At 57.4% G+C, this 25,981-nt stretch carries 29 protein-coding genes and 1 pseudogene; all 30 read right to left on the bottom strand.

Annotation, left to right across the window (positions count from 1 at the left end; all coding sequences use genetic code 11):
- Position 1: 1 nt before the first annotated feature.
- Positions 2 to 244: a helix-turn-helix domain-containing protein gene (locus BQ5383_RS07205; RefSeq protein ID WP_071430733.1), complete on the bottom strand. Its 243-nt coding sequence runs from the start codon at positions 242 to 244 to the stop codon at positions 2 to 4.
- Between the two features lie 384 nt (positions 245 to 628).
- The gene (locus BQ5383_RS07210; RefSeq protein WP_071430735.1) at positions 629 to 886 is read right to left on the bottom strand and encodes a helix-turn-helix domain-containing protein; all 258 of its coding nucleotides are present in this window, start codon (positions 884 to 886) and stop codon (positions 629 to 631) included.
- The gene (locus tag BQ5383_RS07215) at positions 883 to 2,733 is read right to left on the bottom strand and encodes a type IV secretory system conjugative DNA transfer family protein (protein ID WP_071430737.1); all 1,851 of its coding nucleotides are present in this window, start codon (positions 2,731 to 2,733) and stop codon (positions 883 to 885) included. Before BQ5383_RS07215 ends, BQ5383_RS07210 begins: the two co-directional genes overlap by 4 nt.
- A complete protein-coding gene (locus tag BQ5383_RS07220; protein ID WP_071430738.1) occupies positions 2,715 to 3,638 on the bottom strand; it encodes a DUF3991 and toprim domain-containing protein in 924 nt (307 codons plus the stop codon). The genes BQ5383_RS07215 and BQ5383_RS07220 overlap by 19 nt, the downstream gene beginning before the upstream one ends.
- 12 nt (positions 3,639 to 3,650) lie before the next feature.
- Positions 3,651 to 5,609, bottom strand: coding sequence for a MobP3 family relaxase (gene mobP3, locus BQ5383_RS07225; RefSeq protein ID WP_071430740.1), 1,959 nt, complete (start codon positions 5,607 to 5,609; stop codon positions 3,651 to 3,653).
- 3 nt (positions 5,610 to 5,612) lie between these two features.
- Positions 5,613 to 6,017: a hypothetical protein gene (locus tag BQ5383_RS07230; RefSeq protein ID WP_071430742.1), complete on the bottom strand. Its 405-nt coding sequence runs from the start codon at positions 6,015 to 6,017 to the stop codon at positions 5,613 to 5,615.
- 310 nt (positions 6,018 to 6,327) lie between these two features.
- Positions 6,328 to 7,362, bottom strand: a complete 1,035-nt coding sequence (locus tag BQ5383_RS07235; RefSeq protein WP_071430744.1) for a hypothetical protein — start codon at positions 7,360 to 7,362, stop codon at positions 6,328 to 6,330.
- Positions 7,359 to 7,616: a DUF6103 family protein gene (locus BQ5383_RS07240; protein WP_071430746.1), complete on the bottom strand. Its 258-nt coding sequence runs from the start codon at positions 7,614 to 7,616 to the stop codon at positions 7,359 to 7,361. Before BQ5383_RS07240 ends, BQ5383_RS07235 begins: the two co-directional genes overlap by 4 nt.
- A gap of 14 nt (positions 7,617 to 7,630) precedes the next feature.
- Positions 7,631 to 8,824: a hypothetical protein gene (locus BQ5383_RS07245; RefSeq protein ID WP_071430748.1), complete on the bottom strand. Its 1,194-nt coding sequence runs from the start codon at positions 8,822 to 8,824 to the stop codon at positions 7,631 to 7,633.
- Positions 8,824 to 10,656: a VirB4 family type IV secretion system protein gene (locus tag BQ5383_RS07250; RefSeq protein ID WP_071430750.1), complete on the bottom strand. Its 1,833-nt coding sequence runs from the start codon at positions 10,654 to 10,656 to the stop codon at positions 8,824 to 8,826. Before BQ5383_RS07250 ends, BQ5383_RS07245 begins: the two co-directional genes overlap by 1 nt.
- A gap of 13 nt (positions 10,657 to 10,669) precedes the next feature.
- On the bottom strand, positions 10,670 to 11,251 hold the full coding sequence (locus tag BQ5383_RS07255; protein WP_071430752.1) for a hypothetical protein: 582 nt from the start codon (positions 11,249 to 11,251) through the stop codon (positions 10,670 to 10,672).
- Positions 11,248 to 11,649 (bottom strand): hypothetical protein, encoded by a 402-nt coding sequence (locus tag BQ5383_RS07260; RefSeq protein WP_071430754.1) that lies wholly within the window; start codon positions 11,647 to 11,649, stop codon positions 11,248 to 11,250. The genes BQ5383_RS07255 and BQ5383_RS07260 overlap by 4 nt, the downstream gene beginning before the upstream one ends.
- Before the next feature lies 1 nt (position 11,650).
- Positions 11,651 to 11,908, bottom strand: a complete 258-nt coding sequence (locus BQ5383_RS07265; protein WP_071430756.1) for a hypothetical protein — start codon at positions 11,906 to 11,908, stop codon at positions 11,651 to 11,653.
- A gap of 60 nt (positions 11,909 to 11,968) precedes the next feature.
- Positions 11,969 to 12,304 carry a hypothetical protein gene (locus tag BQ5383_RS07270; RefSeq protein WP_071430758.1) on the bottom strand — a complete coding sequence of 112 codons (336 nt, stop codon included), beginning with the start codon at positions 12,302 to 12,304 and terminating at the stop codon, positions 11,969 to 11,971.
- A gap of 117 nt (positions 12,305 to 12,421) precedes the next feature.
- Positions 12,422 to 14,372: pseudogene (locus BQ5383_RS20380) on the bottom strand (DNA cytosine methyltransferase).
- A gap of 98 nt (positions 14,373 to 14,470) precedes the next feature.
- Positions 14,471 to 15,370 carry a conjugal transfer protein TrbL family protein gene (locus BQ5383_RS07285; protein WP_071430760.1) on the bottom strand — a complete coding sequence of 300 codons (900 nt, stop codon included), beginning with the start codon at positions 15,368 to 15,370 and terminating at the stop codon, positions 14,471 to 14,473.
- Between the two features lie 95 nt (positions 15,371 to 15,465).
- Positions 15,466 to 15,891 carry a hypothetical protein gene (locus BQ5383_RS07290; protein ID WP_071430762.1) on the bottom strand — a complete coding sequence of 142 codons (426 nt, stop codon included), beginning with the start codon at positions 15,889 to 15,891 and terminating at the stop codon, positions 15,466 to 15,468.
- 9 nt (positions 15,892 to 15,900) lie between these two features.
- Positions 15,901 to 16,248 carry a DUF3852 domain-containing protein gene (locus tag BQ5383_RS07295; protein ID WP_071430764.1) on the bottom strand — a complete coding sequence of 116 codons (348 nt, stop codon included), beginning with the start codon at positions 16,246 to 16,248 and terminating at the stop codon, positions 15,901 to 15,903.
- Between the two features lie 24 nt (positions 16,249 to 16,272).
- Positions 16,273 to 18,027 (bottom strand): DUF8193 domain-containing protein, encoded by a 1,755-nt coding sequence (locus BQ5383_RS07300; protein ID WP_071430766.1) that lies wholly within the window; start codon positions 18,025 to 18,027, stop codon positions 16,273 to 16,275.
- Positions 18,028 to 18,104: 77 nt separating this feature from the next.
- Complete coding sequence (locus tag BQ5383_RS07305) at positions 18,105 to 18,692, bottom strand: DUF6550 family protein (protein WP_071430768.1); 588 nt, start codon at positions 18,690 to 18,692, stop codon at positions 18,105 to 18,107.
- 86 nt (positions 18,693 to 18,778) lie between these two features.
- Entirely contained in the window at positions 18,779 to 19,312 is a 534-nt protein-coding gene (locus BQ5383_RS07310; RefSeq protein WP_235396415.1) for a hypothetical protein, read from the bottom strand.
- Complete coding sequence (locus BQ5383_RS07315) at positions 19,309 to 19,704, bottom strand: DUF4320 family protein (RefSeq protein WP_071430772.1); 396 nt, start codon at positions 19,702 to 19,704, stop codon at positions 19,309 to 19,311. Before BQ5383_RS07315 ends, BQ5383_RS07310 begins: the two co-directional genes overlap by 4 nt.
- Before the next feature lie 11 nt (positions 19,705 to 19,715).
- Positions 19,716 to 20,588 carry a secretion protein F gene (locus BQ5383_RS07320; RefSeq protein WP_071430774.1) on the bottom strand — a complete coding sequence of 291 codons (873 nt, stop codon included), beginning with the start codon at positions 20,586 to 20,588 and terminating at the stop codon, positions 19,716 to 19,718.
- A 4-nt stretch (positions 20,589 to 20,592) separates the two neighbouring features.
- The gene (locus BQ5383_RS07325; RefSeq protein WP_071430776.1) at positions 20,593 to 21,522 is read right to left on the bottom strand and encodes a type II secretion system F family protein; all 930 of its coding nucleotides are present in this window, start codon (positions 21,520 to 21,522) and stop codon (positions 20,593 to 20,595) included.
- Entirely contained in the window at positions 21,519 to 23,015 is a 1,497-nt protein-coding gene (locus BQ5383_RS07330; RefSeq protein ID WP_071430778.1) for a type II/IV secretion system ATPase subunit, read from the bottom strand. The genes BQ5383_RS07325 and BQ5383_RS07330 overlap by 4 nt, the downstream gene beginning before the upstream one ends.
- Positions 23,015 to 23,821: a CpaE/TadZ family protein gene (locus BQ5383_RS07335; RefSeq protein WP_071430780.1), complete on the bottom strand. Its 807-nt coding sequence runs from the start codon at positions 23,819 to 23,821 to the stop codon at positions 23,015 to 23,017. The genes BQ5383_RS07330 and BQ5383_RS07335 overlap by 1 nt, the downstream gene beginning before the upstream one ends.
- Positions 23,818 to 24,648, bottom strand: coding sequence for a Flp pilus assembly protein CpaB (cpaB, locus tag BQ5383_RS07340; protein WP_071430782.1), 831 nt, complete (start codon positions 24,646 to 24,648; stop codon positions 23,818 to 23,820). The genes BQ5383_RS07335 and cpaB overlap by 4 nt, the downstream gene beginning before the upstream one ends.
- 10 nt (positions 24,649 to 24,658) lie before the next feature.
- A complete protein-coding gene (locus tag BQ5383_RS07345) occupies positions 24,659 to 25,063 on the bottom strand; it encodes an A24 family peptidase (protein ID WP_071430784.1) in 405 nt (134 codons plus the stop codon).
- Positions 25,063 to 25,317 carry a DUF6133 family protein gene (locus tag BQ5383_RS07350; RefSeq protein ID WP_071430786.1) on the bottom strand — a complete coding sequence of 85 codons (255 nt, stop codon included), beginning with the start codon at positions 25,315 to 25,317 and terminating at the stop codon, positions 25,063 to 25,065. The genes BQ5383_RS07345 and BQ5383_RS07350 overlap by 1 nt, the downstream gene beginning before the upstream one ends.
- 143 nt (positions 25,318 to 25,460) lie before the next feature.
- Entirely contained in the window at positions 25,461 to 25,967 is a 507-nt protein-coding gene (locus tag BQ5383_RS07355) for a YodL domain-containing protein (protein WP_071430788.1), read from the bottom strand.
- Positions 25,968 to 25,981 lie beyond the last annotated feature (14 nt).

Genomic DNA, 25,981 nt, shown 5'->3' on the forward strand with positions numbered 1-25,981 from the left:
ACTACTCCTTTGAAGATGTTTGCGTGTTTGAACTATTTTTTGATTCTTTTACATATTCCATAATATCGCCGAAATCACAGTCGAGGGTCTCACATATACGGCCCAAAATAGCGAGATTTACCGTTTCATCTCGCCGTAGCTTTGTCATTGTATTCGGCGCAATATCTGCGGCTTTTCTCAAATCCGCTTTGCTCATTTTCTTATCTACAAGTAACTTCCACATACGGTTATAAGAAAGCGCCATGTACTCTCTCCTTCTTCCAGATAATACAGATATTTTGTAAGGTGATTCTCAAAGAACGGGCCTTAATGCACACTTGACTTATATTTTACCGCTAATCTCTATTATCTTCAAGAGCGTATCGCAATTTTATGCGAACGCACAATCTCTCCGGCAGAAGAAAAGCAGGGACTTGCCGGGAGCGCATTGCCGACAAGTCCCCGCCGTTCTTCCGTTAGTTTCTTTCTCTGCATTAAATCTCAGTTAGAGTGAGTCCTTCTGGGCGGTTCACAATGAACCGCCCCTGGGTCCAGCACATGAGCGCAGCCTCCCCTTGGTGGAAGGTTTTAAAAATTCGATTCCTTCAAAAGTGGTTTGTACAACTTTTTGGTACAAACCACTTTCTCTTTATTTTACAGTATAGAGATTGGAGGTACTGCTGCCGTTGGGACGGTATCGGGGGGCTTTGACCAGATATCCGGCTTTTTCCAAATCGGATACAGCCCGCTTGACCGTGGAGCGGGACAGCTTCATGTCCGAGGCGATGGTCTTGATGCCGGGCCAGCACTTGCCCTCAGCGTCTGACCGATCCCGCAGGTACATATAAACTGCCCTTGCTCTGGAGGGCAGTTCGGTGTCGGCGTAGATGGTTCCAAAGTAGCTCATGTGTTTTCTTCCTCCATGGATTTGATACTTTTACCCCGCTTTCGGGTTCTCTCCTGTACTGGTTCATGCGCCATACCGCCGTGTCCGGACACCGCATAGCCCCGGTGTTCCGCTGCTTCCTCTGCCTTGGCAGACTTCGGAAGATTCCGTTCCAGATCCACACGATTGGCATAGGCCACCGCTCGGTTTGCCCGCTCCGGCACAGTGTACGGCTCCCCGAAGGTGATGCCCCAGTTCAGGAAGAGCTGGAGCCGGGTCCGCATGGGATGGGTACCGGTTTTCATGACAATGAAGCTGCCCTTGGGGATGGATTTCAGCTCGTCAGGGGTGAGTAGTGCCCGTTCCATCATCTGCAGGCTCTGGCTGGGATCGTTCTTCCCTCGGCTCACCGAGCCGGAGAGGACGGTGCGGCTGCCCAGGGCTTTGGACAGGACTTCCGCAGTCTGGCTGTTGGGGGCGAAACCGCCGAAGATGGTGTCCTGGCAGTTGTCCTGAATGATTTCGCAGCCTTCCTTGCCGTAGTTTTTCTCCAGCTGCGCCAACGACTGGATGATGGGTACCAGCGTCAGCCGGCGAGATCGACCGGCGGAGAACAGGGGCAGAATATCAAAGGGCGGCATGGTTCCAAACTCGTCGCAGAACAGCACCACCCGGTTTTTCAGCTTGCCGCCGTTCTCATCGGCCACGGCAAACAGCTCCCGGCTGAGATTCTGAATCATCAGACCGGCCATAAAGTTCTTGGTGGTGTCCTCCTCCGGCAGGATCAGGAAGATGGCGGACCTCTCCGACGCAAACTTCTCGGCGTCGATGGCGCTGTCAAAGCACAGGATCTGCTCCAGTTCGCTGTCCAAGAAGGCATTCAGCCGGGACAGGACCGTGGACATGACGGAGGCCATGGCCTGCTCGGCGCTGTTGAGGGCGGCTCCGGCGAACCACCGCGCCTTGTGGTCCGGAGGCAGCTTGCCCATCAGAAGCTGGAAGTGGCTCTTGCCCTTGACGCCACTGGGTTCCAGAAGATCCTGCACCAGCTTGAACACGGAGACGATGTGTCGGCGCTCCTGGGGATGGTCTTCGTCGGGCGGCAGGAACTCAGCCAGCATCAGGATGACAGAGGTGAGCAGACCTTCGGCGGCATCGTAGAAGAAGGCGTTTTGCCCACGGTTGCTGTCATCGCCGTCCGGGTTGACAATGGTCTTGGACAGGATCTTGGCGTATTTTTCTGCTTTTGCGCGGGCCGCCAGATTCCCCGGCTCCTTTCGGGCGATATCCATGTACCGGTTGACCAGCGTCAGCAGATTGTTGCCATCCGAGCGGGTGGGATTACGCAGGTCGATAACAGAGATATTGTACCCATAGCACTCCTTGGCGATGGTTCCGTAATTCCGGGCAAGGTCGCCCTTGCTGTCCAGCGCCAGCCAGCTCATGCCGCTGGCACAGGCATATTCCAGATTGGGATAGAGGAAATAGGCTGTCTTGCCGATGCCGGAAGCGCCGATCATGAGGCAGTGGATATCGTCGCTGTCCACCAGAGCGGTAAGCTCGCCCTTCTTGCCCTTGCACCCCAGCACCAGCCCCTGCTCCGCGGGGCGGTTGTGGCCGCTGCGCCAGTCCCTGACCCGGAACGGGACATGGGCATAGATCTTTTTGATCTCCTTTGCGGTGGCCCACCTCGCGGTACCGTGCTGTCCGTCGCCCACCGTCCTGGACTTGATGCCGCTCAGGGTGTAGCAGTGGGACAGCGCAGCAAGTCCTCCGATGACAAGAAACATTCCGGCGCCGGCCAGAATCAGGAGAGCCACCTTTGACTCCTTGAGCTGCTCCAACAGAGTTATCCAAAACTCTGGCATAATGTGTTCACCTCGCATTTCTGTTCTCTGACTGTAGTCAAGTCATCGTTCCAGTCCTTGTTCTCCGGAACGAGCCGTTCCACGGTGTAGTCCGCTTCCAGCTGGGCCATCATGCGCTGGTTGGCCAGGTGGCCAGCCTCGTCGTTGTCCAGACAAAGCAGCACGGTGTGAATCTGGGGCATCCGCTCCAGCATCTTCGCCACCGGCTGGATGGAGGTGCCGCAGCAGGCCACATAGCTGTGGCGCTGCCAGTCCTCCGGATGGAGCGTGATGTAGGAGAGCATATCGATGGGCGCCTCGAACACATAGAGGCTTTCGTCTGTTCCCATATGGTGAAAACTGTAGCGGGGATTGCAGCCCTCCACATTGAGCCGGAAGGCTTTTCCGTAGCTGTTGGTACTCCGTTTGTGGGCGTGACGCGGGACGCCTTCCTCATCTGTGCCCACAAATACTGCATTGTGGTATTTCGCATCTTCGTACAGGAGCCTTTCCCTGGCGAAGTGGGCTACCACACTTCGGTCAATGTTCCGATGCTTCACCAGATAGGCATAGACCCTGCGCATATCGGAGTGGACCGGCGGCAGGACAAAGGGCTTTGGCGGCTCCACCACCCGCTCTGCGGCAGAGGGGTAGATGGTACCCACTTCTCCGCCCAGCAGCATGGTCACCGCTTCGGGATAGCTGAGGTTGTAGAAGCGCTGCACAAAGCTGACGGCGTGACCGCCCCTCTCCTCGGCATGGTCGTACCACTCGTTTCCGCGGACGGTGACGCTGTGGTCCTTGGCCAGCCGTTTCTCTCTGCCGGACGGAATCAGCTTCTCGCCACGGAACCGGAGGAACTCCTCCAAGTCCACAGCGGCGGCACGCTGCCTTTGCTCTTCTGTAAAGTGAATATAGGTTGACATGGTTCCCTCCTGTTACATGGTCTGCTGATACGACACCTGCTCCTCGTGATCGTCTGCCTTGTGGCCTATGGCCATACGTTTCTCCATCAGGCGTGTGCGCCGTTTGGAGTCAATGCGGATTCCGGCCGGGTTATGAGGCGGTACAGAATTATCCCGGAAGATCCGGCTCATGTGATGGAGCAGCTTGGTTGCCGCCAGCATCACGGACGGATCACGGAACTGGTCGAAGCGGTCGAGGAAGAATTGAGCGTACTGGTTGCCCTGGGCGGCTGAGCGTGTGAACCACTCCCTGGCCTGCTCCCGATCCTGCTCCACATCCCGGCCCAGGAGATACAGCTTGCCCAGGGTATATTGGGCAAAGGAATTTCCCTGTTCGGCGGCAGCGGTCAGGTACTCCAGAGCTTTTCTCACATCCTTCTTTACAGACTCGCCGGCGAGGTAGAGCTTTCCCAAACGATATTGGGCAAACTGGTTTCCATGCCCGGCAGCCTTATCCAGCCAGCGCAATGCCTCCGCTGTGCGTTTCTGAGAAAGGAGCAGTTTCCCAAGGGCGTATTCCGAGAAGTCATTTCCGGCCTCTGCGGACAATCGAAACCACCGCTCGGCTTTTTCATGATCCCGCATGGTGGAGAGGTCGTCCCGGTAGAACTTACCCAGCTGGTGGGCTGCCACCGTATATCCCTCTGCCCAGAGCTGCTCCAGCTCCCGAACCGCTTCCGCGTGTTCCTCATCCAGCGCATAGACATCCTGCAGCACGGATTTGGCGGCACGGTAGCGCTGTGCCTGATCGTATACGCTGGTGGATCGATGTTCCTCCTGTGCTTCCTCCGGCTCAGGCTCGTCCTGCAGTGCTTCATCTTCAAAAGTTGGGAGGCCGAGACGGATGTTCTCGGCCTCCCGGATGATGTCGTTCTTGATTCTGCGAAACTCCCTCTGCTGGGAGAGCGGGAGATGCTCCCGTGGTGTGCGGCTGCCGTAGCACTCGTTCAGCTCGTCCCGGATCTGATTCCAGATTTCGTAGCACTGCGCTACTTCCGGCTGTCGGGACAGCTCATCCACGATGGTGTCCACCAACGCTTTCAGTGGCTTTTTCAAATAGCCATACTGCTTTTTCCCGGTGGTGGTTTCCAGAGCCTGCACCAGCTGGCGCATCTGCTCCTCGATGACGGGGTTGTCGCAGAGCTGGTGATTCATCCTGTGGATCAGCTCCCGCATGGTGTCCTGGGCTGTCTCGACCAGATCTTTGTAGGCTACATCCTTCCGCTCGTAGATCTGATTCATCTCATCCCGGAAGATAGTGTTGGTCAGCTTGGAGCGCATGGCCGCAATGCCTTCTCTGGTCAGGAAGCCCTCCTTGGGATTGTCCGACCAGACCATCATGTGGATATGGGGGTGATGTCCCTCATTGTGGAAGGCTGCGTACCAGCGGAAGTGATCCACCGGTATCCGCATAGCCCTGGCCAGATCCTGTGTGTGCATCATGAGCAGAGTGCGCCACGCATCCGCGTTGTCGTATTCCAGGCGGGCGGCATCTTCCCGGCGCAGGGAGTAGATGATGGTCCACACATTTCCTTCATGGGCCTCCAGCTCGGACATGGCTGCATTCAGGTCAACTGCCGGAGCGGAGCTGAACAGGCCGTGTGCGCCGTGACGCTCCACACGAGGACGGGTGGCAATGTAGGACATGTATCCGCTCTCTGAGTTCATCTCATGAAGGTTTGCATCCAGCGCCATGGTGATGAATGCGGAGGCAGTTCCAAGCGTTGGGGTCTTGCAGTAGTCCTCGTACTCGAACAGCTCCGCAGCATCGGGAAAGTCATGGAGCAGCTTTTGGATCAGCTCCCGCTGGCCTTTGGTAACCGGACCGTTTCCGGACAGCTTCTCCACGCCTTCACGGGTGGCGATGTACTTCATGTACCCGCCGGCCTTGTCCGATTGGATATAGCCGCTTTTCTGTACGAGCTTTGCCATGGGTTACACCGACTTCTGGAAGTCCAGTGCGTCCTTGAAGGAGATGCGCCCGTTGGTGCGCTTCATATCCCGGATGGCTTTTCCGCGCAGGCGCTGGTATTCGCCTTCGTCGATGTCGGTGTCGTAAGCGATGATCTGTCCCAGCACATGGAGATCCACGCCCTGCTTGAACAGGAGCGAGCCCATGCGCCCGGTATAGTAATCCAGTGTGCCGGTCATCATGGCAGAGAGTGCTTCGGGCAGAAAGGCGCCGGCGTTCTTGGTATGCAGATAGCCAAGATAGAATTCCACTGCTTTTTCGATGAACTCACTTTGGGTTCTACAGTTATCTGACCGATAGGTGTCCTCAATCTGCTCCTTCACAGATGGGGTCATCCATACAGTTACCTTCTGTTTTCCTTTTACCATAGTACCTCCTTGTTTGTTGGAACCGCTGTAAAACCCTTGGTACAGCGGCGTTCTCGTAAAATGGAGCGTTCCTGCTGCTGTTTAGGCTCAAAAGGAACGGCCTATCCAAAAGCCTGAAACTGCCCGCACTGCGGGCAGTTGTGAATGGCTCGGCGCACAAGGAGCGTCGGGCCTTTCTCCTGCTTGCCTTTCGTCGGCCTCCACCTCCCTCGAAAAGCGGCACAAACCCCGCCTGTTTCCCCAGGGCGGGGTACTCGGTCGGTCAGCCGCTGAAAGCCGCACACAGCGGCCCACAGGGGGCAACACGGCGCTACATCTGCATCTCCGGGGATGCCGGACTCTGCTCCGACAGATAGTTCGCACTGCACTCCTCCAGACTTTGGCCCCAGTACTCCTGACAGTAGGTGTTCATCCTGGGGAGGAGCAGGGCCTGTTCCTCGGCGCTGAGGCGATACTTGAACGCCTCCTCATCGCCGTTGCCCCGCTGCAGATACACCTCCAGCGTGTCACAGACACGGCGGGCATCCAGATCGTAGTTGGCATAGATGTTCAGCCAGTCATCGTTCTCGGTGGTACAGACGTTGGTTCCGAACACCTCGTCCGCATGGAACGATACTTCCATGTAGAACTCCAGCAGGTTGTCGTTCTGAATAATATCCTCCGCAAAGGAGATGTCCTCTGCGTGGAGCGTCCGGATACCGGTGAGATACTGGGGCTCCGTTTCGTATGTGATCTCTTTTCCCTGCAGACGATCCAGGAAGGTGCGCCACTGTTCGTCCGGTGACGCGGCGCTTTTCTTCGTGGCGAAGTAGACGGCGGTGCTGACATCCTGAATGCGGAATCGCTTCCAGCCGTCCATGATGTTGAGGGCATCGAGGTAGCCGCTGTCCAGGTCAATGTCGAATGCACCGACCACTCTGCCGGTGTTATCCAGCCGCTCCGACACATATGTTTCGAACTGCTCACGGGACAGTTTCTCTCCACGGGGAAACATTTCAGTGAAGTGTGCGGGGGCGTCGCCGTCTGCCTTGCGGATATAGCTGCGAAGGCGTCGGGCAGTTTGCAGGAACTCCATATGTTCTTCCGTCAGGAAGTAGTCGGCACTGCCGCCCTCCGTGACATGGAAAACGGCGAAGCGCCGTGTGGCCTCCCGAGCCTCCTTCTCCGCCTGCTGCTCTGCCCAGAGCTCGTGGCTGATGCGCTCGTACTCCCGCTGAGGAAGCTGGTTGCACATTTCATCAAGGACATTCTCCAGATGCTCCTCCAGCGTTTCATCTTTCAGATGCTTGCTGAGGGCGTCGTACCAACGCTCGTCAATCCAGAGGGTGATGTCTTTGCTGTTCACTGCGACGCCTCCACTTCTTCTGCGGGTTTGGGCGTGACAGGCTTCGGGCTGCGGCGGGACTTGTTCGGAGCAGCGGCGTTTACATCGCTCTCGTCGATGTATTCACGCACCGGAGCGGGCACATATTTTTCATAGAGTTTCACCAGCGCATCCGTCATCTCACGGTCCAGGTCAAGCTCCTTCTTGCCCATGTAGCGTTTGAGCGCCGAGAGCTTCTCCTCATCGAAGGTGATGGTCAGGTTCACTTGTTTCATTGGCACTTCCTTTCTCAGTTGTAGTTGATGTATTCGATCTCCAGCCAGTGGGTCCAGCCGCGGCCTTCCAGCTTGGTCTTGACCACACCGTACTTGGTGCCCATGGCCTCGATGACCTCGCCGTTTCCGATGTAGACGCCGATGTGTCCGTCGTGCCAGACGGCAAGGCCGGGAGTATCCGGCATGGTATCAATGGGACCGGACACCGATGCGGAGTAGTACATCTGGTTTGCTCCCAGGTCGGGCATGCCGTTGGTGGCATAGTCAATGGTGAGGGTTTCGGGATTCAGCCAGCCATAGCCTTTGATGAGACCGACGCAGTCCGTTGTCCGTCCTCCCAGCCAGTTGGCCCGGATGAAGTCTGCGTAGGTACCAACGCCATCCGGATACTGCTCCAACTTATAGGCGAAGAGCGAATCGGTGAGGACACTGCCGTAGGTTCCCCAGACATAACCCCAGCCGGACTCCCAGGCATGGATGGCGTAGGTCACAAGGTCAGCGGCATTCTTGGTGGTGGGATCGGTGAAGGTGGAGATGTCCAGCACAATGCTGCTCCCATCCCCTCGGAGATACTCGCCGCTGTAGCTGCCGCCACCCACGGCACCGGCTATCATGGTATAGATGTGGTCGATGTTGCTTTTGTCATCCTCCGTGATTGCTCTGCCCAGATGGGCTTCCAGATTGGCGTATGCCTGGTACAGCGAGATCGGCACCGCGACGGTATATTCTTCTTCCTCTGTACTGGTAGTCCCGTCCTCCAGAGTCACTTCCACGGTTCGGGTTCGGGTTTCGGTGGTGTAGAAGCACCCCACGAAGCTGTTCGCCGCCCGTGTGGACGGGGCGTCCTCCCCAAAGCAGAGGGCATAAAAAACAGCCTTGACACGGATGGGGTCAAGGCTGTTGCCGCTGTCCATCTGCCCATTGGCAGAGGACACCGCCGAGTCCAGAAGAGAAAAGGCCGAGCGCATCTCCTCAATGTGATACCGGAACTCCGCAGGGACTTCGGCGGAGAACTCGCCTCCATAGAAGCACGCCTCCACCGAATAGTTGTTGTGTTCTGAACCGCCGGAACCAATGGCGCAGAGCAGGGCGATCAAAAGAATGACCGGTGAAAAGACTGCCACCAGAATCCAGCCCACACCTTTTCGGGTCTTTTCATTGGTGAGGAGCATGGCGGCGGCTTTTGCGATTGCCGCAGGCACAGCCATCAGCGACCACCTGCCGATCCGAAGAGTTTCTCCTTGTAGGACGGAGCATGAACCTCCAGCAGGTATCGCTCATTGCCGCACTTATACAGGCAGACGCCCCTCTGAGGAAACTTGATGAGGTTGTATTCCGACTCCTCCAGCTGAAGCATATCCATGTAGGATCGCTTGTCGATGGAGCCGGCGTTGAACAGGAACTGGTGGGGCGGGATGCTGAACAGGGGCTTTGTCATCTCACGGACGCCTTCCTGGTCAAAGTCCTCCAGATTCTGACTGGCCAGAAGCATGGCGGATTCTTTCTTTCGCACACGCTTCAGGCAGTTGCGGATGTACTCGATAGCAGTGGGGTTGGACAGCCAGATATACAGCTCGTCCAGAGCCGCCACGGTATTGCCCACGGTCAGAAGCTTGTCGGACATGAAGGACAGCACATTGAAGAGCATGGCGTTGCGGACATTCTTGGCGGCACTGAGCATCCTTTTCACGCCGAACACCAGAAAGCGGCTGGAGGTGATGTTGGTGTGTCCGTTGAAGAACTGGGCGTCGGCCCCCTTGCACATGGAGTGCAGGCCAAGCAGCACCTCCTGCAGGAGCTTTTCAGTATAGAGCTGGTGCTGACCGGCATCGTAGTTTTTGAATTCCTGCTCGATGAGGTCGTACAGATCGGAGAGAATGGGATAGTCCTCCGGACGCATCCGGCTGAAGTTGGTGCGCTCGGTGATGCCAAACTTCTGATACAGCTTGGACAGCATGATCTCAATGGTATCGATATGCGCGTCGCTGAAATCCTTATAGGCCCGGAAGAAGTCCTTCAGGAAGGAGATGTGCTGGGCCAGCAGGGTGCTTTTGCGAAAGGCCTCCGGCGCGTCGGTGGCATTGGGATCGCCGCCGTCATCCCAGCACTTGGGTTCCAGCACATTGATGATGTACTGTCCGGCCATGAGGTCGGCGAAGCAGCCGCCCACCGCCTCGCACATCTCCTGCTGTTCGTGTTCGGCGTCCAGGGAAATGATGGACTTGCCGGACTCCAACAGGTTCAGGATAAGCAGCTTCATGAGGTAGGATTTGCCCTGACCGGAGTTGCCCAGGATCAGGATGTTGGCGGAGGTCTTATCCTCGTCCCGCTGGTCGAAGTCCACCAGAATGTTGCTGCCGTATTTGTCTTTGCCAATGTAGAAGCCCTTGGGGTCCAGTTTGCCGGAGTAGTTGAAGGGATAGAGATTTGCCACGCTGGAGGCGGGCAGCACCCGTTCAAACTGGACGCCGAAGGCATTGTGACCGCTGGGATTGACACAGCGGAAGCCCTGCTGCTGGCGGAGCAGGAGCTTGTCGACATTCAGCTTGCTCCGTACCAGCTCCGTCAGCACATCGGTCTGGAGCAGCTTGAGGGTGTTGTAGTCCGAGGCGGTCAGCTCGATATAGACCGCACAGTGGAGCAGCGGCTCACGGTTGCGGTGCATGGCGGCCACCAGGGTCGCCACATCCTGCAGGTTGCTCTCGGCGGTGACCGTCTGCTGCAGGTCATTGGTGTTGGAACTGTTCATGCGGTTTTTGTTGGCTGCGTTCTGGATGATTCGCTTTTCCTCTGCGGGCGTGACCTGCCGGGTGTAGATCCGCAGGGTGATGCCGTCCTTTTCTCCCAGGTGGCGGAGGATGGCCTGCTCGTCCGTGCTGGTGGGGTATTCCCGAAGGGCCCAGACGCAGCGGTAGGTGTTGCCGCAGATGAAGTGGTCCGGCATGAAGCTGACCACTGAGGGAGCGATCATGTCCAGGAAGGACTTGATGTTCGCCTCCTCACGGCCCTGAGGTGCGGGGTTTACTCGTTTCTTTGCCATGGAATTCCTCCCTTTATTCGCCCACAATGACCCAGCGGTCACCGTCGTAGTCCTCGTACTGCTCGGTGGTCACATTCTGCTCGAAGTAGACGCCCAGCATCCGTTTGAGATCCTGCTCGGCGGCCCGGCGGGTGGTGAATCCGTTGTCATTGATGCTCTGCTCGATGCGGCTGAGGTACGGAAACACATCCGTATCCTTTTCCTTCCGCAGCCGGATGATGATATAAAACTCCCGGCTGGAGGCCATCAGCACCTGAATGCGGTCCAGGTGTGTGCTGTCCTGCTCCAGAAGCCTGCGTATGGCAGGGAGCTCCTCGCAGGTCTGCCGTTCCTGATAGAAGGTCTTGTTCCGTTCAAAGGACTCCTTGGAGTTGAGCGCCAGCATCTCGATCTCGGCCTGTCCCTTGACCACATTCAGCAGAGCGTAGATTCTGGCGCTGATGCTGGAGTCCGGCAGGACGCTGATGTTGGTGGGCTTGATGATGAAGAATACCAGGTCGCCCATGCGGGTGGCGATGCAGTAGTCTTTGACGCTGTCGATCCCCATGAGCTGCCGGGTAGACTGGGCCGACTTATCTTTTTTCTTTCTGCTCATACTGTGATCCCTCCTTTGGAAAAGAGCGCCGGAAACAGGCCGGTGCAGCGGATGGTGACGCGGCAGGTCACCGTCTTGGGGTGCTGGCGGAACCAGTATTTTGCCCGGACATTTCTCGCACCATCGCAGCGGGAGCTTTCACACAGGCGTCCGCCCACATAGCTTTTCAGAAGGGCCCGCAGACTGCGGAAGCCGTGATAATATCTGCCGTCCTCACTGCGGCAGCACCACTTGTTTTGGGACTCGTGCCAGAAATACGCATTGTCACACTCCCAGCGTCTGCGTTTCCGGCTCCACCGAAGGGTCAGCGAAGCAGACAGATCTTTTTCTTCGTATCCTTCGGTTTCCTCAAAAGAGAAAGGAGGCGCCGTACCGAACATGGTTTCGTCATAGCTCATATCACATTCTCCATTCATAAAATTGCTGTCTGGTGATCAGGAAGGCCACCGCATACCGGATAAAGTCCAGAATGCTGGTGCCGTCAAACCGGATGCTGAGGAAGGCGTAGACCGCCGTCAGCACCAGCGGAATAAAAATTCCGGTCTGGGTCAGCGCCAGGACGGAGAGCAAAAGCCCTACGCCGATGACGCCCACATCCTTGAGTTCCCAAAGCCACAGCATTGCTTTGGCGGTCAGGTTATCGGGATAGATGTACAGGATAGTTCACCTCCAAGAAAAAAGCCGCCGGGGTTCATTCCCCGGCGTCCATGCGGTATCTCATTCGTTGGTCGTTTCCTCGGTCTGGTTCTGCGCCTCATATTCGGCCAGCGCCTGTTCGATGAGTCCGATGACGAACTCCTTCTGGCTGATCTTCCGGCCGCGCTTCTTTTCGGCGGCGATGAAGTTCTTCAGCCGCTGATCCAGTTCCTCAGAGATTTGGAATGCCAAGGTTTTGGTTGCTGCCATGATCGTTTTTCCTCCTTCGAAGTGTTCTTTGAGTACCAGTTCCACATATTCTCCCAAGGTGCTCAGCGCCAGCTGCTCTTTCTCCGCAATGACCTTGGCGTGGAGGTCTGCGGGAATCATTGCACAGAGATTCTTTTTCGCATTCATGGAGCGTTCTCCTTTCTGTATTTTGCAGGCAAAGCATACTGCACCCAAGGACAAATAGCTATTCACACAACCCAACAAAGAAGCAAGCGTAAACGAAGCAGAAGCAACAAGGCACATTCAGCTTGCCAGAAGCACCAGCGAAATGCCATGGAGAACATAGTCCACGCACGGAATGGCAACGGAATTGCCCAGTGCTTTGTAGCGGGCTGAGTCCGAGGCGCCGGGGATGGCTGTCCAATTGTCCGGGAAGCCCTGAAGGCGCTCACACTCCAGTGGGGTCAGCCTGCGAATCAGCTTTGGCCGGCCTGTCCCTTGCAGCACAAGATCTGTGGCATCCTTATGCTGACGGGCACTCTGGGTGCTGACCACCTCGCCGTCCTTGAACACATCCACCCGCTGCCTGCTGAATACCGCATGGTGGTCGGTTGCGGTCAAGGTATAGGCGATGTCCTGCTGATAGCCGATGCCGTTCCCACCGTTTTTGGGTTGCCTGTCGATGGCGTTGCCGGTGATGCAGAATACCGGTTCCTGCTCTACCAACGGCACATTGTTGCCGCCGGTACCGTACCGTGCGGACATGGTGGGAGCGACCCGATGCGGACCGGTGTAGCGGGAGTCGATGCCGTGGTTCTCATAGACCAGCGGCTGGTGTCCGTGTTCCTGGGCTCGGAGAGTCCCTGTCACATTTTCACTGCATTCCATGACGCTGCCGCCCTGGTCGTTGAGGCACAAAACCGATGGCATGCAGTTCCCGCCAGCGCTGCCCTTCAGCGTGGGGGCGAGTTCTTCGCCATAGCCGATGCCTCCGGCGGATGCTCCTGCACCGGCAGAGAAACCGGCAGTCAGGACGCAAGGGTAGCCCTGTCCGGCCTGACCGCCCCCTGCACTCAGGGATGTATGGCGCTCCGGCGTCAGGAAACAATCGCCGTTGCCCTTGGCCACTACACCTTCCGCAATGAAGGTTTGCTGCTTCATTCCCGGTTGGGCGCCCAAGGCTCCGGCCACATCGTGCAGATCCCGGACTTCATCTCTCTGATTTGCCGCAAAGGCAATCGGCTGGAGCAGACCGTTTCGGCCTGTGGACATCCCGCAGTTTACGCCAAGCGTTGCCGCAACATCGCCGGTCAAATCGCCATTGTACCCATCAAAGCCTTCCACATCATCCTTGTCTGGCTGTGTGACAAAGGTCTGCATTTGCATATTGTTAGTGGCCATTAGGGCGCCGGACACTCCGTGCAGGTTGATACCTTCATCCCTCTGGTTGATATGGTACGCTTCCAACTTGGTGGCGTCGCCGTCCGGTGGAGCGACTCCAGATTGGATTTCCAGCGCCCGTTTGAGCTTCTTGGGGAGCTCTTTTCCTCGCTCAAGGGCCCGGCGCAGGATACCCAGGCAGGCTTTCGGGGTCAAATAGTATTTGTCCGGCGGATCGTCCTGCAAAATCTGCGACAAGGAAGATTCTTTTTCTTCTCTGGGGGACACCCCAGTATTGAGCGTCAAGGCATCGCCACGCCAGGGAGAAATCAGTTCCCAATACGATTCGCCCAGCAGATTCCCAGCGCCCGGTGTCAGGTCGAGGGACTGAAACACCACCGACTTTAATTCGGACGATCTCCTCGAGGACGATCCGGAAGTCCTCTCCTTTGGGAGTTCCGCTGGAGAAGGCTCCGGGAACATTCTCCCACACCATAAATCGAGGTCGTATATAGAGAGCTGTTCTGTTTCGTAATCGTTCTGCATTTCTCATCTCCTTTACAAGTCTGACCTGTTCCATGAACAAGCCGGAGCGCGCGCCGGAGAGACCGGCGCGGTTTCCGGCCACAGACAAGTCCTGACAGGGAGAGCCGCCGCAGATGATGTCCACCGGCGGCAGCTCCGCACCGTCAAGCTTTGTGATATCGCCTACATGGACCATATCGGGAAATCGAAGCCGGGTCACCTCTATCGGGAATGCTTCGATCTCGCTGGCCCACACAGGAACGATGCCGTTGTGAATGGCGGCCAGCGGGAATCCCCCGATCCCGTCAAACAGGCTGCCCATCGTCGGCGCAAGTTTCGCATCGTTCATTTCCGTGCGGACACGAAAATTCACTCGCTCCGCTGCGCCTCCTCTCCCCACACAAGCCGCGGTATCGGGCTTGTGCGGGGGCCCCATGCTGTTTGTTCTCATTTGGCTACCGCCTGAACGATGGTTCTTGTGGTGGAGACTGCGGCCTGGGCGGTGTAGACCGCAGACATGATGTTGGCTCTTGTGGTGGTATCCAGGCCAAAGGCTCCGGCGATACGGGGGATCTCACCGGCGGACAGCATCAGGCCAAGGCCCAGAAGCGCATTATCTTTAAACACCATCAATCCGGCTATCAATATGGTGGATTGCAGGAAAGCGGTCAGGCACAGGCCGATGATCTGCTTGCACCACTGGATGAAGCCGTCGGTATAGCCGCGGGGCACGCTGAACATATAGAGACTGCCTACCGCAATTTGAATCAGAAGGATACCGCCGCGCTTCAGGTTTGCAAAGAATACCTTGATCACCGCATAGGCCATCAGGATAATACAGAACAGCAGCATGATCGGGCTGGTGATGGATGCAAACCCAAAGTATGAGCCGGATGTCATGCCTGTCAGGGAATCCACTCCGCTGAGCGTATCGACAATCTCGGTCGCCACCTCGCCAATGGAGGTCCCATATCCGGTAATTCCGGCGGTGAGGCTGGCCTGCAGCGTGACAGAGAGTTCATAGAGCCGAACCGGCACCACGGTAAACAGGCTTACCGCCATAAAGCCCTTGATGGCGTTGAGGGCGATCTCCTTGACATTTCCTCTGCCGGAGGAGTATTCAATGCCGCATTCAAAGCAGGCCACCACCAGGCCGGTGCCGTAGAGCGCCCAGGCCAGATAGGAGAAAAACAGTACCACGCTCTGCACCCAGCTCATCTCGAACAGCTCAACGCCCATGTTCCCCATCTCGGCAAAGAAGTTCCCGAGGAAGCCCATGACCTGGCCATAGATCCAGTCAACGATCTGTCCGAGGATGGTGTCGGCAACAAAATCCCAAATAAACAATGGTTCGCTCACCTCTTTTCGGGGCGAGGCCGCACCAACTGCCTGGGATAAAGGGCCGGGGGCCGCACAGCTGGTACGGCCCCTGGGTCACTTACTTACATGGTCTGCTGCCACTGAGGGTCAGCCGTCTGGGTCTGCTCCTGAAATACCTCCAGGTAGTCGGAAACCGCCTCCGTGAGCTGCCGGTAGTCCCGGCTGTTGGGATGGTAGACATACCAGTCCGCTTTCCCGTAGTCATCCCAGATGTAGGGGGTGATCCCGTTTTTGAAGTTCGGGTTGTTGGTCTGCTTTTTCCCGAGGATGTCGGAAAGGTTCAGGAGCAGCGCATCCACCTGGCCTTCGTTCCGGTTCAGAATGGAGATGCGAAGGGCATGGTATTGATTTGCCACAATTCCAGTGACGAACTGGATCTTTGCCCGGTTCAGCTCATTCAGACGCACATAGCAGGCCCGGCCTACATAAGTGGCATCAGGGTACTTCGGGGCAACGATCCTGTGAAGCTCTTGCTCAAAAAAGTTCATATGCCCTCCTCAGATGCCCACGATGTCCCAGAGATACATGGGAGCCGTCAGAGTAAACACCAGGCAGGCAAAGAGGATGGCCGGAGCCGCCCACTCAAACTGACCGGACTTCCGATACTCGAAATAAGCGGTACCCAGCTTGGCAAAGAAGAACACCGCCAGGATCAGGTCAATGGCGGGAAACACCACGTTGTTGACCACAGTCTTGATCTGAGCGGATGCGGTGGTCCAGGTACTCTCCACGGCGCCGGCCACATCCCCGGTCCCTGCGGCAAAGGCCGTGGTTGCCGTCAGGCAGACCATAGCCAGCACCACGATCATCATAACAATCAGGCGTTTGCAGTTATATTTACGCATAGATGAACCTCCATTGTGAGTTTGTTAATTTGCGGGGGCGATATGCCAGTCTTCCCATAGGTCGCCCGAAATCCGAATGGAATCCGTTAGGTTCATGGACAGCATGCCTGCCGGCGTCCAGCAGTCCAGGAGCCAGGTGTACGGCGTATAGCTTCCATCGGGATACCAGATGGGGGTGAAATGGGTCGGCCTGTTATATGTGCTGTAGGGATTATTCTTGAAGGCGAAGGCGGAGCGTTTGCCGCTGACGCTTCGATCCAGAAGCCGCCAGAATCCTTCGTAGTTGAACTCCGGGAAATAGGTCACGGCATTTTGCGCCGCAGTCACGGCAGAGCTCTGGGTCGTGCTGACATTGGCAGTCACAGTCTGCTGGATGCCGTAACCGCTTTTGGCGGTCGTGGCGCTTGCTGTGGGGGACATGCTATCCGGCGTAATGGCCATGGAAGCCGACAGGCTGGCGGAGTAGCCGCTATAATCAAACTCCCACCAGCCTTGATCCTCCCACCAGCCGTTGTCCACCCAGTGGTACCAGCGGTCCGTGTGGGATTTGCCCTCGCTGTCCGTCCACCGGTCCGTGTGCCAGCACTTCTCCCAGTTTTCAACCCACACCCAATTCTCCTGCCACCAGGGAGACCAGATGCCCCAGGAGGCAGAGGTCACTTCCTCTTTCTCCGGGATGCTCACCAGGGTAAAGTCATCGTTTCGGTCATCGGCCACGGGATTGGGGGGATCGTTCCCGTCCAGATCAACGATATTGGCAGTGATGGTGCTTTGGGCCGTGCCGCCGCCCTGGACTCGGACCCGGATGGTGCAGACACAGGGTTCCTCCGGCGTATGCCATTTCACCCAGACCAGCTGGCTGTCTCCCTCCGGGTAATAGACATTGCTGACCGTATAGGTGCTGCCTTCGATCACAAACTGCACGGTGACCGGGTTGTCCGGGTCAGACTGACCGCCGGACACCTCCACGGAGGTGATCACATCTGTGTCCACCCGGTATTCGTAGTCAAACTCGTCGATCTCCGGCGGCTCCAGCTCGTCGTTGAACCGGACAATGCCAATGCCCAGAGAGGAGATGATCTGGTCGTTGCTCACCTTGCTGGTGGTGCTGCCCGACCAGGCGGGATACCCCAGGTCTGCTTCCTCCAGAAAGATGGCCAGCGGCAGGTTCTGATGGGTCAGCGAGCCCATCCAGTATCGAAGATCACCGTCAACTGTCTTATCATAAAGGGCAGCTTCGGTTGCGGTCATAGCGTAGTTGGCGCCGCCGTAAACCAGGTATGCAATCGGCTCAATGACGATTTTATAATCACCGCAAATCAGGGTGTCAAAATCCATCCCAACATACCCGGCAATGGCCCGAATGACCTGTTCATCCGTAAAATAACTGCGGATGGCATCAATGCTGGCCGGATAGCTGCCGGAGGAGATAATGCGGGGAAGGCTTTGGGCTGGACGTATGCAAGTATATCCGCCTACAATTGGCCGTAGAGATGCACCGCTGTTATAAGATAGCTTGCTTATCTTTCCAAAGTGGATCACATTGGTACCCGGCATTTTGTTGCTCCAATCTATCGTGTTTCCTATGACCGCATGGCTACTTGTTTCAACAACAGAAATGCGGACGCCGTCCATGCCGGGGTTCCAATAGCTGGTGGATGTTCCGTTGCCCAGATTGCCTCCGCCGCTATCAATATTCTCATCGCCAATGGCGTAAGCAGGCACAGCGATTCCCAGCATCAGGACGACGGAAAGAATAAGCGCAAGAATTCGCTTCATAGAGGACCTCCTTTCGGATTTTTGGGCAAAAGAGAAGGCGCAGTCGGGATTGACTGCGCCTTCTTTACAATAATTGGTTAGTTTCCGCCACCCATTGTGCCGATTTTATTACCGTTTTCGTATATATCATTTCCTTCGATGACGGTGTTCTCGCCGCTGTTCTCCACATAACCGAAGCCGGGCACATAGACCTGACCGGCGCTGTTGGTGCTTCCGGCAGCAGGCTCTGTTTCGGTGGGGGTGACTGTGGGCGGCTCCTCATAGGTGGGCGGCTCCTCGTCCTCGGTCCTGCGTTCCTCCTCCGGCACATCTTCTGCGTCGTGGTTCTCCGGCAGTGTCGAGGTTCCATCTGGGGCTTCCGGCTTTTCAGGCTGCTCCGGTTTGACCGGGTCGGCCTGGATGGTCTGCTCCAAACCGCTGGAGTCGGCGCCCTGGGCGGGATCGGTTTCGGATGCGTCCGGCACCTCCACCTGGATGTCCACATCCGTCTGCCCGTCGCTGTTGATACTCACATCCGGGTCGCCACTTTGCGCCGGCTCATCGGATACCACACCGGAAGGAATCTCGGCTTTGCCGCCAAACCGGGCGGCGATTCCAATCGCAACGGCCGCACAGAGCAGGCAGCCGATGGAGATGAGGATCATTTTCTTCGTCTTTTCTGTCATAGCGCATACCTCCCTTGAACATTTTTCTTGTTAAGTGGACAATACCACATCTTTTCGCGGAAGTCTATTGCAAAGGAGAAACCTTTTTAGAAGAGCGGGATATACTTCGCTTCCGTGTGCAAAGTCATGTTGGCAGAGGGCAGAAGGTTTCCGAGAAAGCGTACCGGAACCTCCAAGTGAATCTCCACCACAGCGGTGTAACCCTCGCTCTGACCGGAACTGAGGCCGTTGTTCTCCAACTCCACAGACAAACCGGAGATTATGTACTCGATCTCTCCGCCTGAACGCTTCTGGTACCCCTGTGCCGTATTTTCCAGGCCCAGGGTTTCGGAAAGCTGACCGTATACATCGCCGGTGTCGATGCTCTCATCCCAGCGGCCTGTGCCGTCCGGATACCATCCGGCGGCATAGCCCTCCCGCACGGCGTGGTACACATCGTCATAGTTGTCATTGACGGTGGAGATCACTGCCTGCTGTGCGGCTTCCTTCACGCCCTGGGCGATGATCCATAACCGGCAGAATTCCGCCACGGCACAGAACAGCATCAGCAAGACCAGCACAATGGCCAGGATCATGGGGGCGCCCTCGCCGGAGCGACGGCGAAAAATAGCCTTTCTCACTTCCAGTACACCTCCGACTTTCCTGTGGCCTCCGCAGTCAGCGTAATAGGGAATGAGCCCAGCCCCCCGAAGAGGCCGATATCCGTTTCCAGCGTCAGGGTCACAGTGACCTCATCGTTGAGTTGGATGCGTCCGGTGGCGGACCACCGGATGTCAGGGTCAAGCCCGGTGCTGTCGGTAAGCGCCGCCGCACGGCGAGTGGTTTCCGTACCGACCCGGCCGGCAATTTCCGCCTCACGCACCAGCTCCACGGCATAGGTGTCCAGCTGCTGTTTGGTGATATAGACCGGCAGCACACGGACCACCAGCGCCAGCACCAGCATGGCGCATACCACCAGGACGCAAACATCGATATAGCCTTCGCCGGAGCGCCGTTTCAGTAATTTTCTCATGGCGACCTCCTTTAGAACAGGCTCCCCAGGGAGTTGACGATCTGGTACACGATGATGACGATATAGGTCATCATAAAGCACAGGAGCATGATAAAGCTGAATACCCGGATCTTGGGCGGGATCTTGGCGGCCTTGGCTTTGAGCCGCTGCAGCTCCTGTGCTTTCAGATCATGGGAGAGCATCTGAAAATACATCCTGCCATCGTCGCCCCGGAGGATGCCGATGAGGCCGCGGACGATGTCTGAAATGATGGCTGAGCCCATTCTGGCCTCAAAGCGGATGAGCGCCGCCTCGTAAGAGGAGGACCGCATATCCGCAGTCAGCACATCCAGCTCACGACCAAAGTCAGGCCCGGCGTGTTTCTTGTAGTTTTCCAGAATCCGCAGCACATCCCGGCTGGCAGCCAGCTCCTGATGGATGGTGGCGACGAACCGGGGCAGCTCGCCTTCGATCAGTTCCATTCTGGCCTTGACCAGCTCGTCAGCACGGCGGCTCTCCTTGAACCAGGTCAGAACGGCCAGCACCACGATGAGGGGGCTCAGGATGGGCAGGATCAGCAGGCACGGGATGATGCCGAGCAGGATGAGGCAGGGCTTCAGAATTGAATAAGCCGAGTAGACCTGGGGCGTCATATCCAACCCTGCCGCCGTGAGCTTGCTCTCCAGACGGCGGTATTTGTATTCGTCCATTCGGATCAGCGGAGCCAGCTTCAATGCCCAGCCGAGGATCAGCGCCTCCAGAGATTTGACCAGACTGCGTTCCCGCCGCCCAGCAGAGATGAGCGCCCGTTCCGCAGCCAGCCGGGGAATTTTCAGCAGGTCGGCAAGGACAAAATACAGTCCGGCGGCCAGTGCGGCGCCGAACAGAAATAAAAGTGCGCCCATTTCCTCACCTCCGATACTCGATGGGCTGCGTCAGCTTCACCACAAAGGCAAAGGACACGAATACAGCTGCGATGCAGACGGCGATGACCATCTGGCCGGGGATGGTGTCCACCAGAGTGTGATACCAGTCCGTGTTGATAAACCGCACCAGCGGGATATTGATCAGCACCAGGATCGCCATGGTGACGAATTCCTTGCGGGGGCCGAAGACCAGATTTTCCAGTTCTCCGTTGACTACCCGCATATCCGACAGCTTGCTGACGATGGGAGTCAGGGTGCTTTTCAGGCTGCGGTCTGTCTGGCAGGCGGATACCGCCTCGCACCACTCCTGCCATACCTCGTTGTCGATGGCATATTTCAGGTCATGAAGCGCGGCGTCCATGTCCGGGTCAATGTGCTTGATGCGGGTGAGAAACCGCTGGAACACCTCCTGCACCGGGTGGTGCAGGTACCGGACATTTTCCTCCACCGCCTGCTGGAAGTTTTCCGTGCGCAGATAGGCGGTGGTGATGACCGACAGCGCCGTTTCCAGCTCGGCGGCCACATCCTTTTTGAAGCCTCCGGCCGTCAGCTTGACATACCAGAACGGCATCAGCATAAAGCCGACGGCCAGTACGGGGACGAGGAAGGCGTTCCCGGCAAGAATGGCGATGCAGGCGCCCAGGGCAAACAGCACCAGAGATGCCATGCACACCATGGGGAATTTTCCCTCCCGCCCGGATGCGGCCAATACCGCCTGGGCTTCTGTGATCTCCCGGCGAAAGAAACCGGCCTTTTTGCGCTTGGTCGTCTCATTGATGTCCGCCCGGATGCTGCCGGGGGCGGCAGTCAGCCGGGAAAAGATGCTGTCGCTCATTTCTGCGGGGGAGATCCCCAGCACCATAAAAAGCCCGGCGATCATGCCCACGCAGGCGATCAGTTGGATCGTTGTCATGCAGTTTCCTCCTTCCTCTGGATAAACTGCTCCAGCTCACCGTGGGGCATGCCGTTTTCGATGAACCGGCGCTGCAGGCTCCCGGACATCTCCTCACACTTCTGGTGATGTCCCTCGATGATAAAACGGTCGCCCTCCAGACGGTTTTCCGTGATGTTGTACTCATAGAGCTTATGAAGCCTGCGGCTTCCGTCTGGCAGGATCTCGCACTCGGAGATGTTGGTGATGCGGCGCTGCTTGTTCTCCAGCTGGCGGCAATAGACCACGATGGGATAAGCCTCGGTGACATAGCCCATGAGCGTATCGTCGGGGGTGTCCACGGCCCGCTTGCACAGGGACACCATGCGCCGATAGGTACCCTCACTGGAGCTGGAGTGGATGGTGGTGAGAACGGCCACACCCACACGGGCGGCTTCCTGGGCAGCATTGGCCTCCGGGCCGCGCATCTCACCAACTGCGATGATGTCGGGGTTGAAACGAAGGGCAATGTCCAGCAGTGCGATCTGGTCGATGCGCTGCCGCTCATTCTCGCTGTCACGGGTCTGGGTATGGACGACGGAATTGACCACCCTGCCGTTCTGCTCCCGGATGAGCTGAAGCTCACGGGAGCCGTCCTCAATGGTGAAGATCCGCTTGCGGTCGGGAATGGTGGACATGAGCCAGCCCGCCACGGTGGTTTTGCCGGAGCTGGTGGCGCCAGCCACACAGATGGACACGCCATAGCGCAGGCAGGCGGACAGAAAGTCCAGCATTTCCTCCGTAGCGGTTCCGCTGCCCACAAAGTCCTCCTTGGTCAGATTCTTGGGATTGACGATTCGGATGGAGGCCGCAACACCTGCGTCCTCGTCCAGCACGGGGGTCTTAATGACCGAAACACGGATGTTTTTGGCCAGACGGGAGGTGATGATGGGACTGGCGTTGTCCAGCACCTTGCCGGAGTTCTGCAGCATACGGCGGATGACATTGGCCGCATGGTCCGGCGAGTCAAAGTGTTCCTCCAGCTTGACGGTGCGGCCGTCGGAATATTGGATCTCGATGTCCCGCCAGGAATTGATGTCGATCTCCTCGATGCCGTCTGCAAAGATGTACTTGGTGAGGAAACCGTATTCGGCCATTTCCGTGTACAGAGCGTCCACCAGCTCGCCCTGCGTCATGCCGTCCACAGCCATTCGGTTGTCCTGCAGATACCGGGCGATGCGGCGCTTCATCTGCTCCTTGGCCTCATCCCCGCTGTCGGTAATCAGGGTGGCATAGGCGCCGGAGAGGTAGGACTGCACCTGACTGAGTACCTCCCCGAAGGGCATCCCCTCGGCCTGGGGAGCGAAGAAGACTTCGCTTGCCTTGGGGGCGACCTTGGCTTCCGCAAAGATGGACCGTCCGGTATCCTCCTCAAAGGCGATATCATGCACCTCGGCCGGTTCTGGCCTGGCTTCCACCGGGGCGGCGACCGGGTGCGCAGCAAATATGGAATTGCTTCTCTTGTCGCCAAGCATCAGAACACCTCCTTGCAGATTTTCTCGATCTCCCGGCGAAACGCCTTGCTGTCCTTCATGGAGAGGTCATTCAGGAGCGTCCCCTCCAGATACTGCTCCTCCAGTTCCTGAGAGTACGGCAGCTTGAAAGCAACGCTGCCCAGCACTTGACCGATACGGTCGGCAGCCTGCAGAGGCTTGATATTGGACGCAGCTTTATACTGCTTGTCCTCGTCCCAGTGCAGTTCCCGGAGGAGCGGGAGCTGGCTGGACAGGTACCCGATGGACTTCAGATCGCAGTTGGCCAGCCGGAGGACGCTGTCGGCCTCCATGAGCGCCACGGCGGAGAGGATGTCATTGGCGATATAGCTGGAGCAGTCGATGACCACATAGGGGGCGATCTCACGCAGACCGCGGATGAGTTCCTCGGCCTGCTGCTTGGTGCAGGCCGCGTAGGTATACTCGTTCTCGCCCTTTCGCAGCCCCAGTATGGTCAGATAGGACAGCTTTTTGTGGGTGGTCAGGTTGTGCTTGATGAGGTTGACGGAGATGCGCTGGGCCGCAAAGATGCTGCCCAGGGATTTATCGCACTCCAGCTCGGAGGGCGGGCAGATGCAGGGCATCATGGGGGCGGTCATGTCACAGAGCAGCAGCGCCACATTTTTCTTCTGGGAGGCCAGATGCTTTGCGATCTTCACCGCGGTAACCGTTTTACCGCAGCCGGGGCTTCCCCACACGGCGAGAACGCCACCGCCGGACTCCACAACAGGTTCCAGTTCCTCCGGCTCCGTGTTTCGACGAAACAGGCTTCCTTTGATGAAGTTCATTCTCCAGCCGCCTCGCTCTCTGCGGCAGGATCAGCGCCCTCGCTTTCCTCGGTTTCAGCGCTTTCCGCATTTTCAGCGCCCTCCGCCGCCTCAGCCTCCGGCTCGGCGTACAGTTCCTCGATCAGAGCGTCCTGCGCCGCGATAAATTCATCGGCATTCTCAGGTGCGCCGCGGTAGACCAGGGCCAGATGCAGCTCGCTTTCCTGTTCCAGTCCGGCCAGCACCTTGGCCTGCTCGGTGGTCACCAGAAGCGTTACGGTAGAGGGAAGCTCTTTTTCATCCTCAACAGCCTCGCCGGTGTTGGCGTCGTAACCGGAGGAAGCGGTGACGGAGATGACCTCTACATACTGCAGCTCAGGCGGGATCACGGTTTCGCCCATACCCTTGTAGTCGGCCACAAGGACGGAGACGATGTCTCCGCTCTCCAGCTTGCCGGAAAGGCCGGTGGCAAAGCTCTTGATAGTGACCGAGATGGCCTGTTTGTTCCCGTCCAGACTGTACAGATAGGCGTTCTCAGCGGCGGGCTCATAGGAGAGCTTGCTGTCCAGAATGTAGTCGCCCATCTTCAGGTCGGCGGTGGCATACTTGCCAATGACGTCATCCTTGTCTGTCATAATGCCGGAGGGCAGGTTATAAGCGCCCACCTCCACGGTCTGCACCATCTCGGCGGTGATCTCGTCGCCCTCCTTGATGTCGGCGGTGACGCGGACGATTTCAGTCTTCTCGCTGGCGCTGCGGCTGAACAGGGGCGTCACCCCAAAGCAGATGAGGAGCGCAAGAAGGATACACAGCACACCGACCACGGTGCGGTTGCGAAAGATTTTCATATGAGCCTCCTTATAAGAAATATGCGGGGATGAAAGCCACCGCGAAATACGGAACCAGCGGCTGCTTTGCCGATGCGCCCTCCCGCAGTGCCGGGATCACCCGCATGGCAAAGGAAACGAAAAGGAGCGCAGCGGCCATAAGACACAAGCCGGTGATTACCCGGTCAACTCCCAGAACAAATCCAACGGCGGCGGCTAACCGCCAATCGCCGCCCCCCATCAGGCCGAGACCTGCACAGAGGTAAAATGGGGCCATTGCCAGCAGCGCCCCCAAAAGGGAGGCGGGGCTGATGGTGATCAGCCCCGCCGCAGCAATGATGATACAGACGATGTCGCAGACCGTTCTGGTTTTCAGGTCATCCACGGCGGCATAGATGAGACCGCCGCAGAAGACCAGTGCCTGTACCCAGAGCATCAGCCCGCGTAGTTGAACATCTCCTGAATCCGCTGGGTGACGGTGGGCATGACGGTGTCGTCCAGCACAGCGTACAGACCGGCCAGCACCAGGGCGCCCAGAACGACGGCGATCAGCACCTTGACGGCGGTATCGATGTAGCCCTCGCCGGCGTTGCCGCTGACAGCCCGGCTGTGGAAGGCGGCGATGGAAGACTTGTAGCTGGCGGCGGTGGTCTTGGCGGTGTTGGCGATGTTCTTAAACAGCTTCTTCATGAAAAATACCTCCTGTAAGTAAATCAATTTTGATTGTTTGTGGATGGCTTGATGATGTAGGTTCGGTCACAGTCTTCCTGATGCGGGAGGGCTGCGGCTACGCCCTGACAAGGTAAAGGCCGGACGATGGGCAAACGTCCGGCCTACATGGTCATTTCAATACATTCTGCTTGCTCCTGACTCTGGCTGAACTGGATGGGACGAAAGCCCACCCGGTCGCAGTAATAAAACTCGCTGCCGGAAGCGTCGTAAAGCTCCACCACATCGGACAGTGCCATTCGGTATCCCCGGTATCCGGGAGGAGGGCTATCCCTGCAGATGGCATAGATCCGCTCCAGATCATTGGTTCCCAGATTCCCTTCGAATACCTGGGTATAGTTGCCGGCATCCGGTTCTCCGAACTTTTTGACCAGATCCTCATATCCGATGAAACGCATGGTGACATCCACATCTTTTCGGAGCTGCCAGATGCGGCAGCCCTTCTGCGGCTGACCCAGCTCCTCACCGGGTACCTCACCGGCAGTCAGGCGGTCGAATACGCCCTCCTCCCACTGGGGAGCCAGGTTCATTCTGGCCAGATAACGGGACAGCTCATCGGTCTGGAACATTTCGTCCACAACGGCGGTGCTGTCCTTTACATAGCCCACCATATTGCCATAGAAGA

This window comes from Angelakisella massiliensis, from assembly GCF_900104675.1.
Taxonomy (GTDB): domain Bacteria; phylum Bacillota; class Clostridia; order Oscillospirales; family Ruminococcaceae; genus Angelakisella; species Angelakisella massiliensis.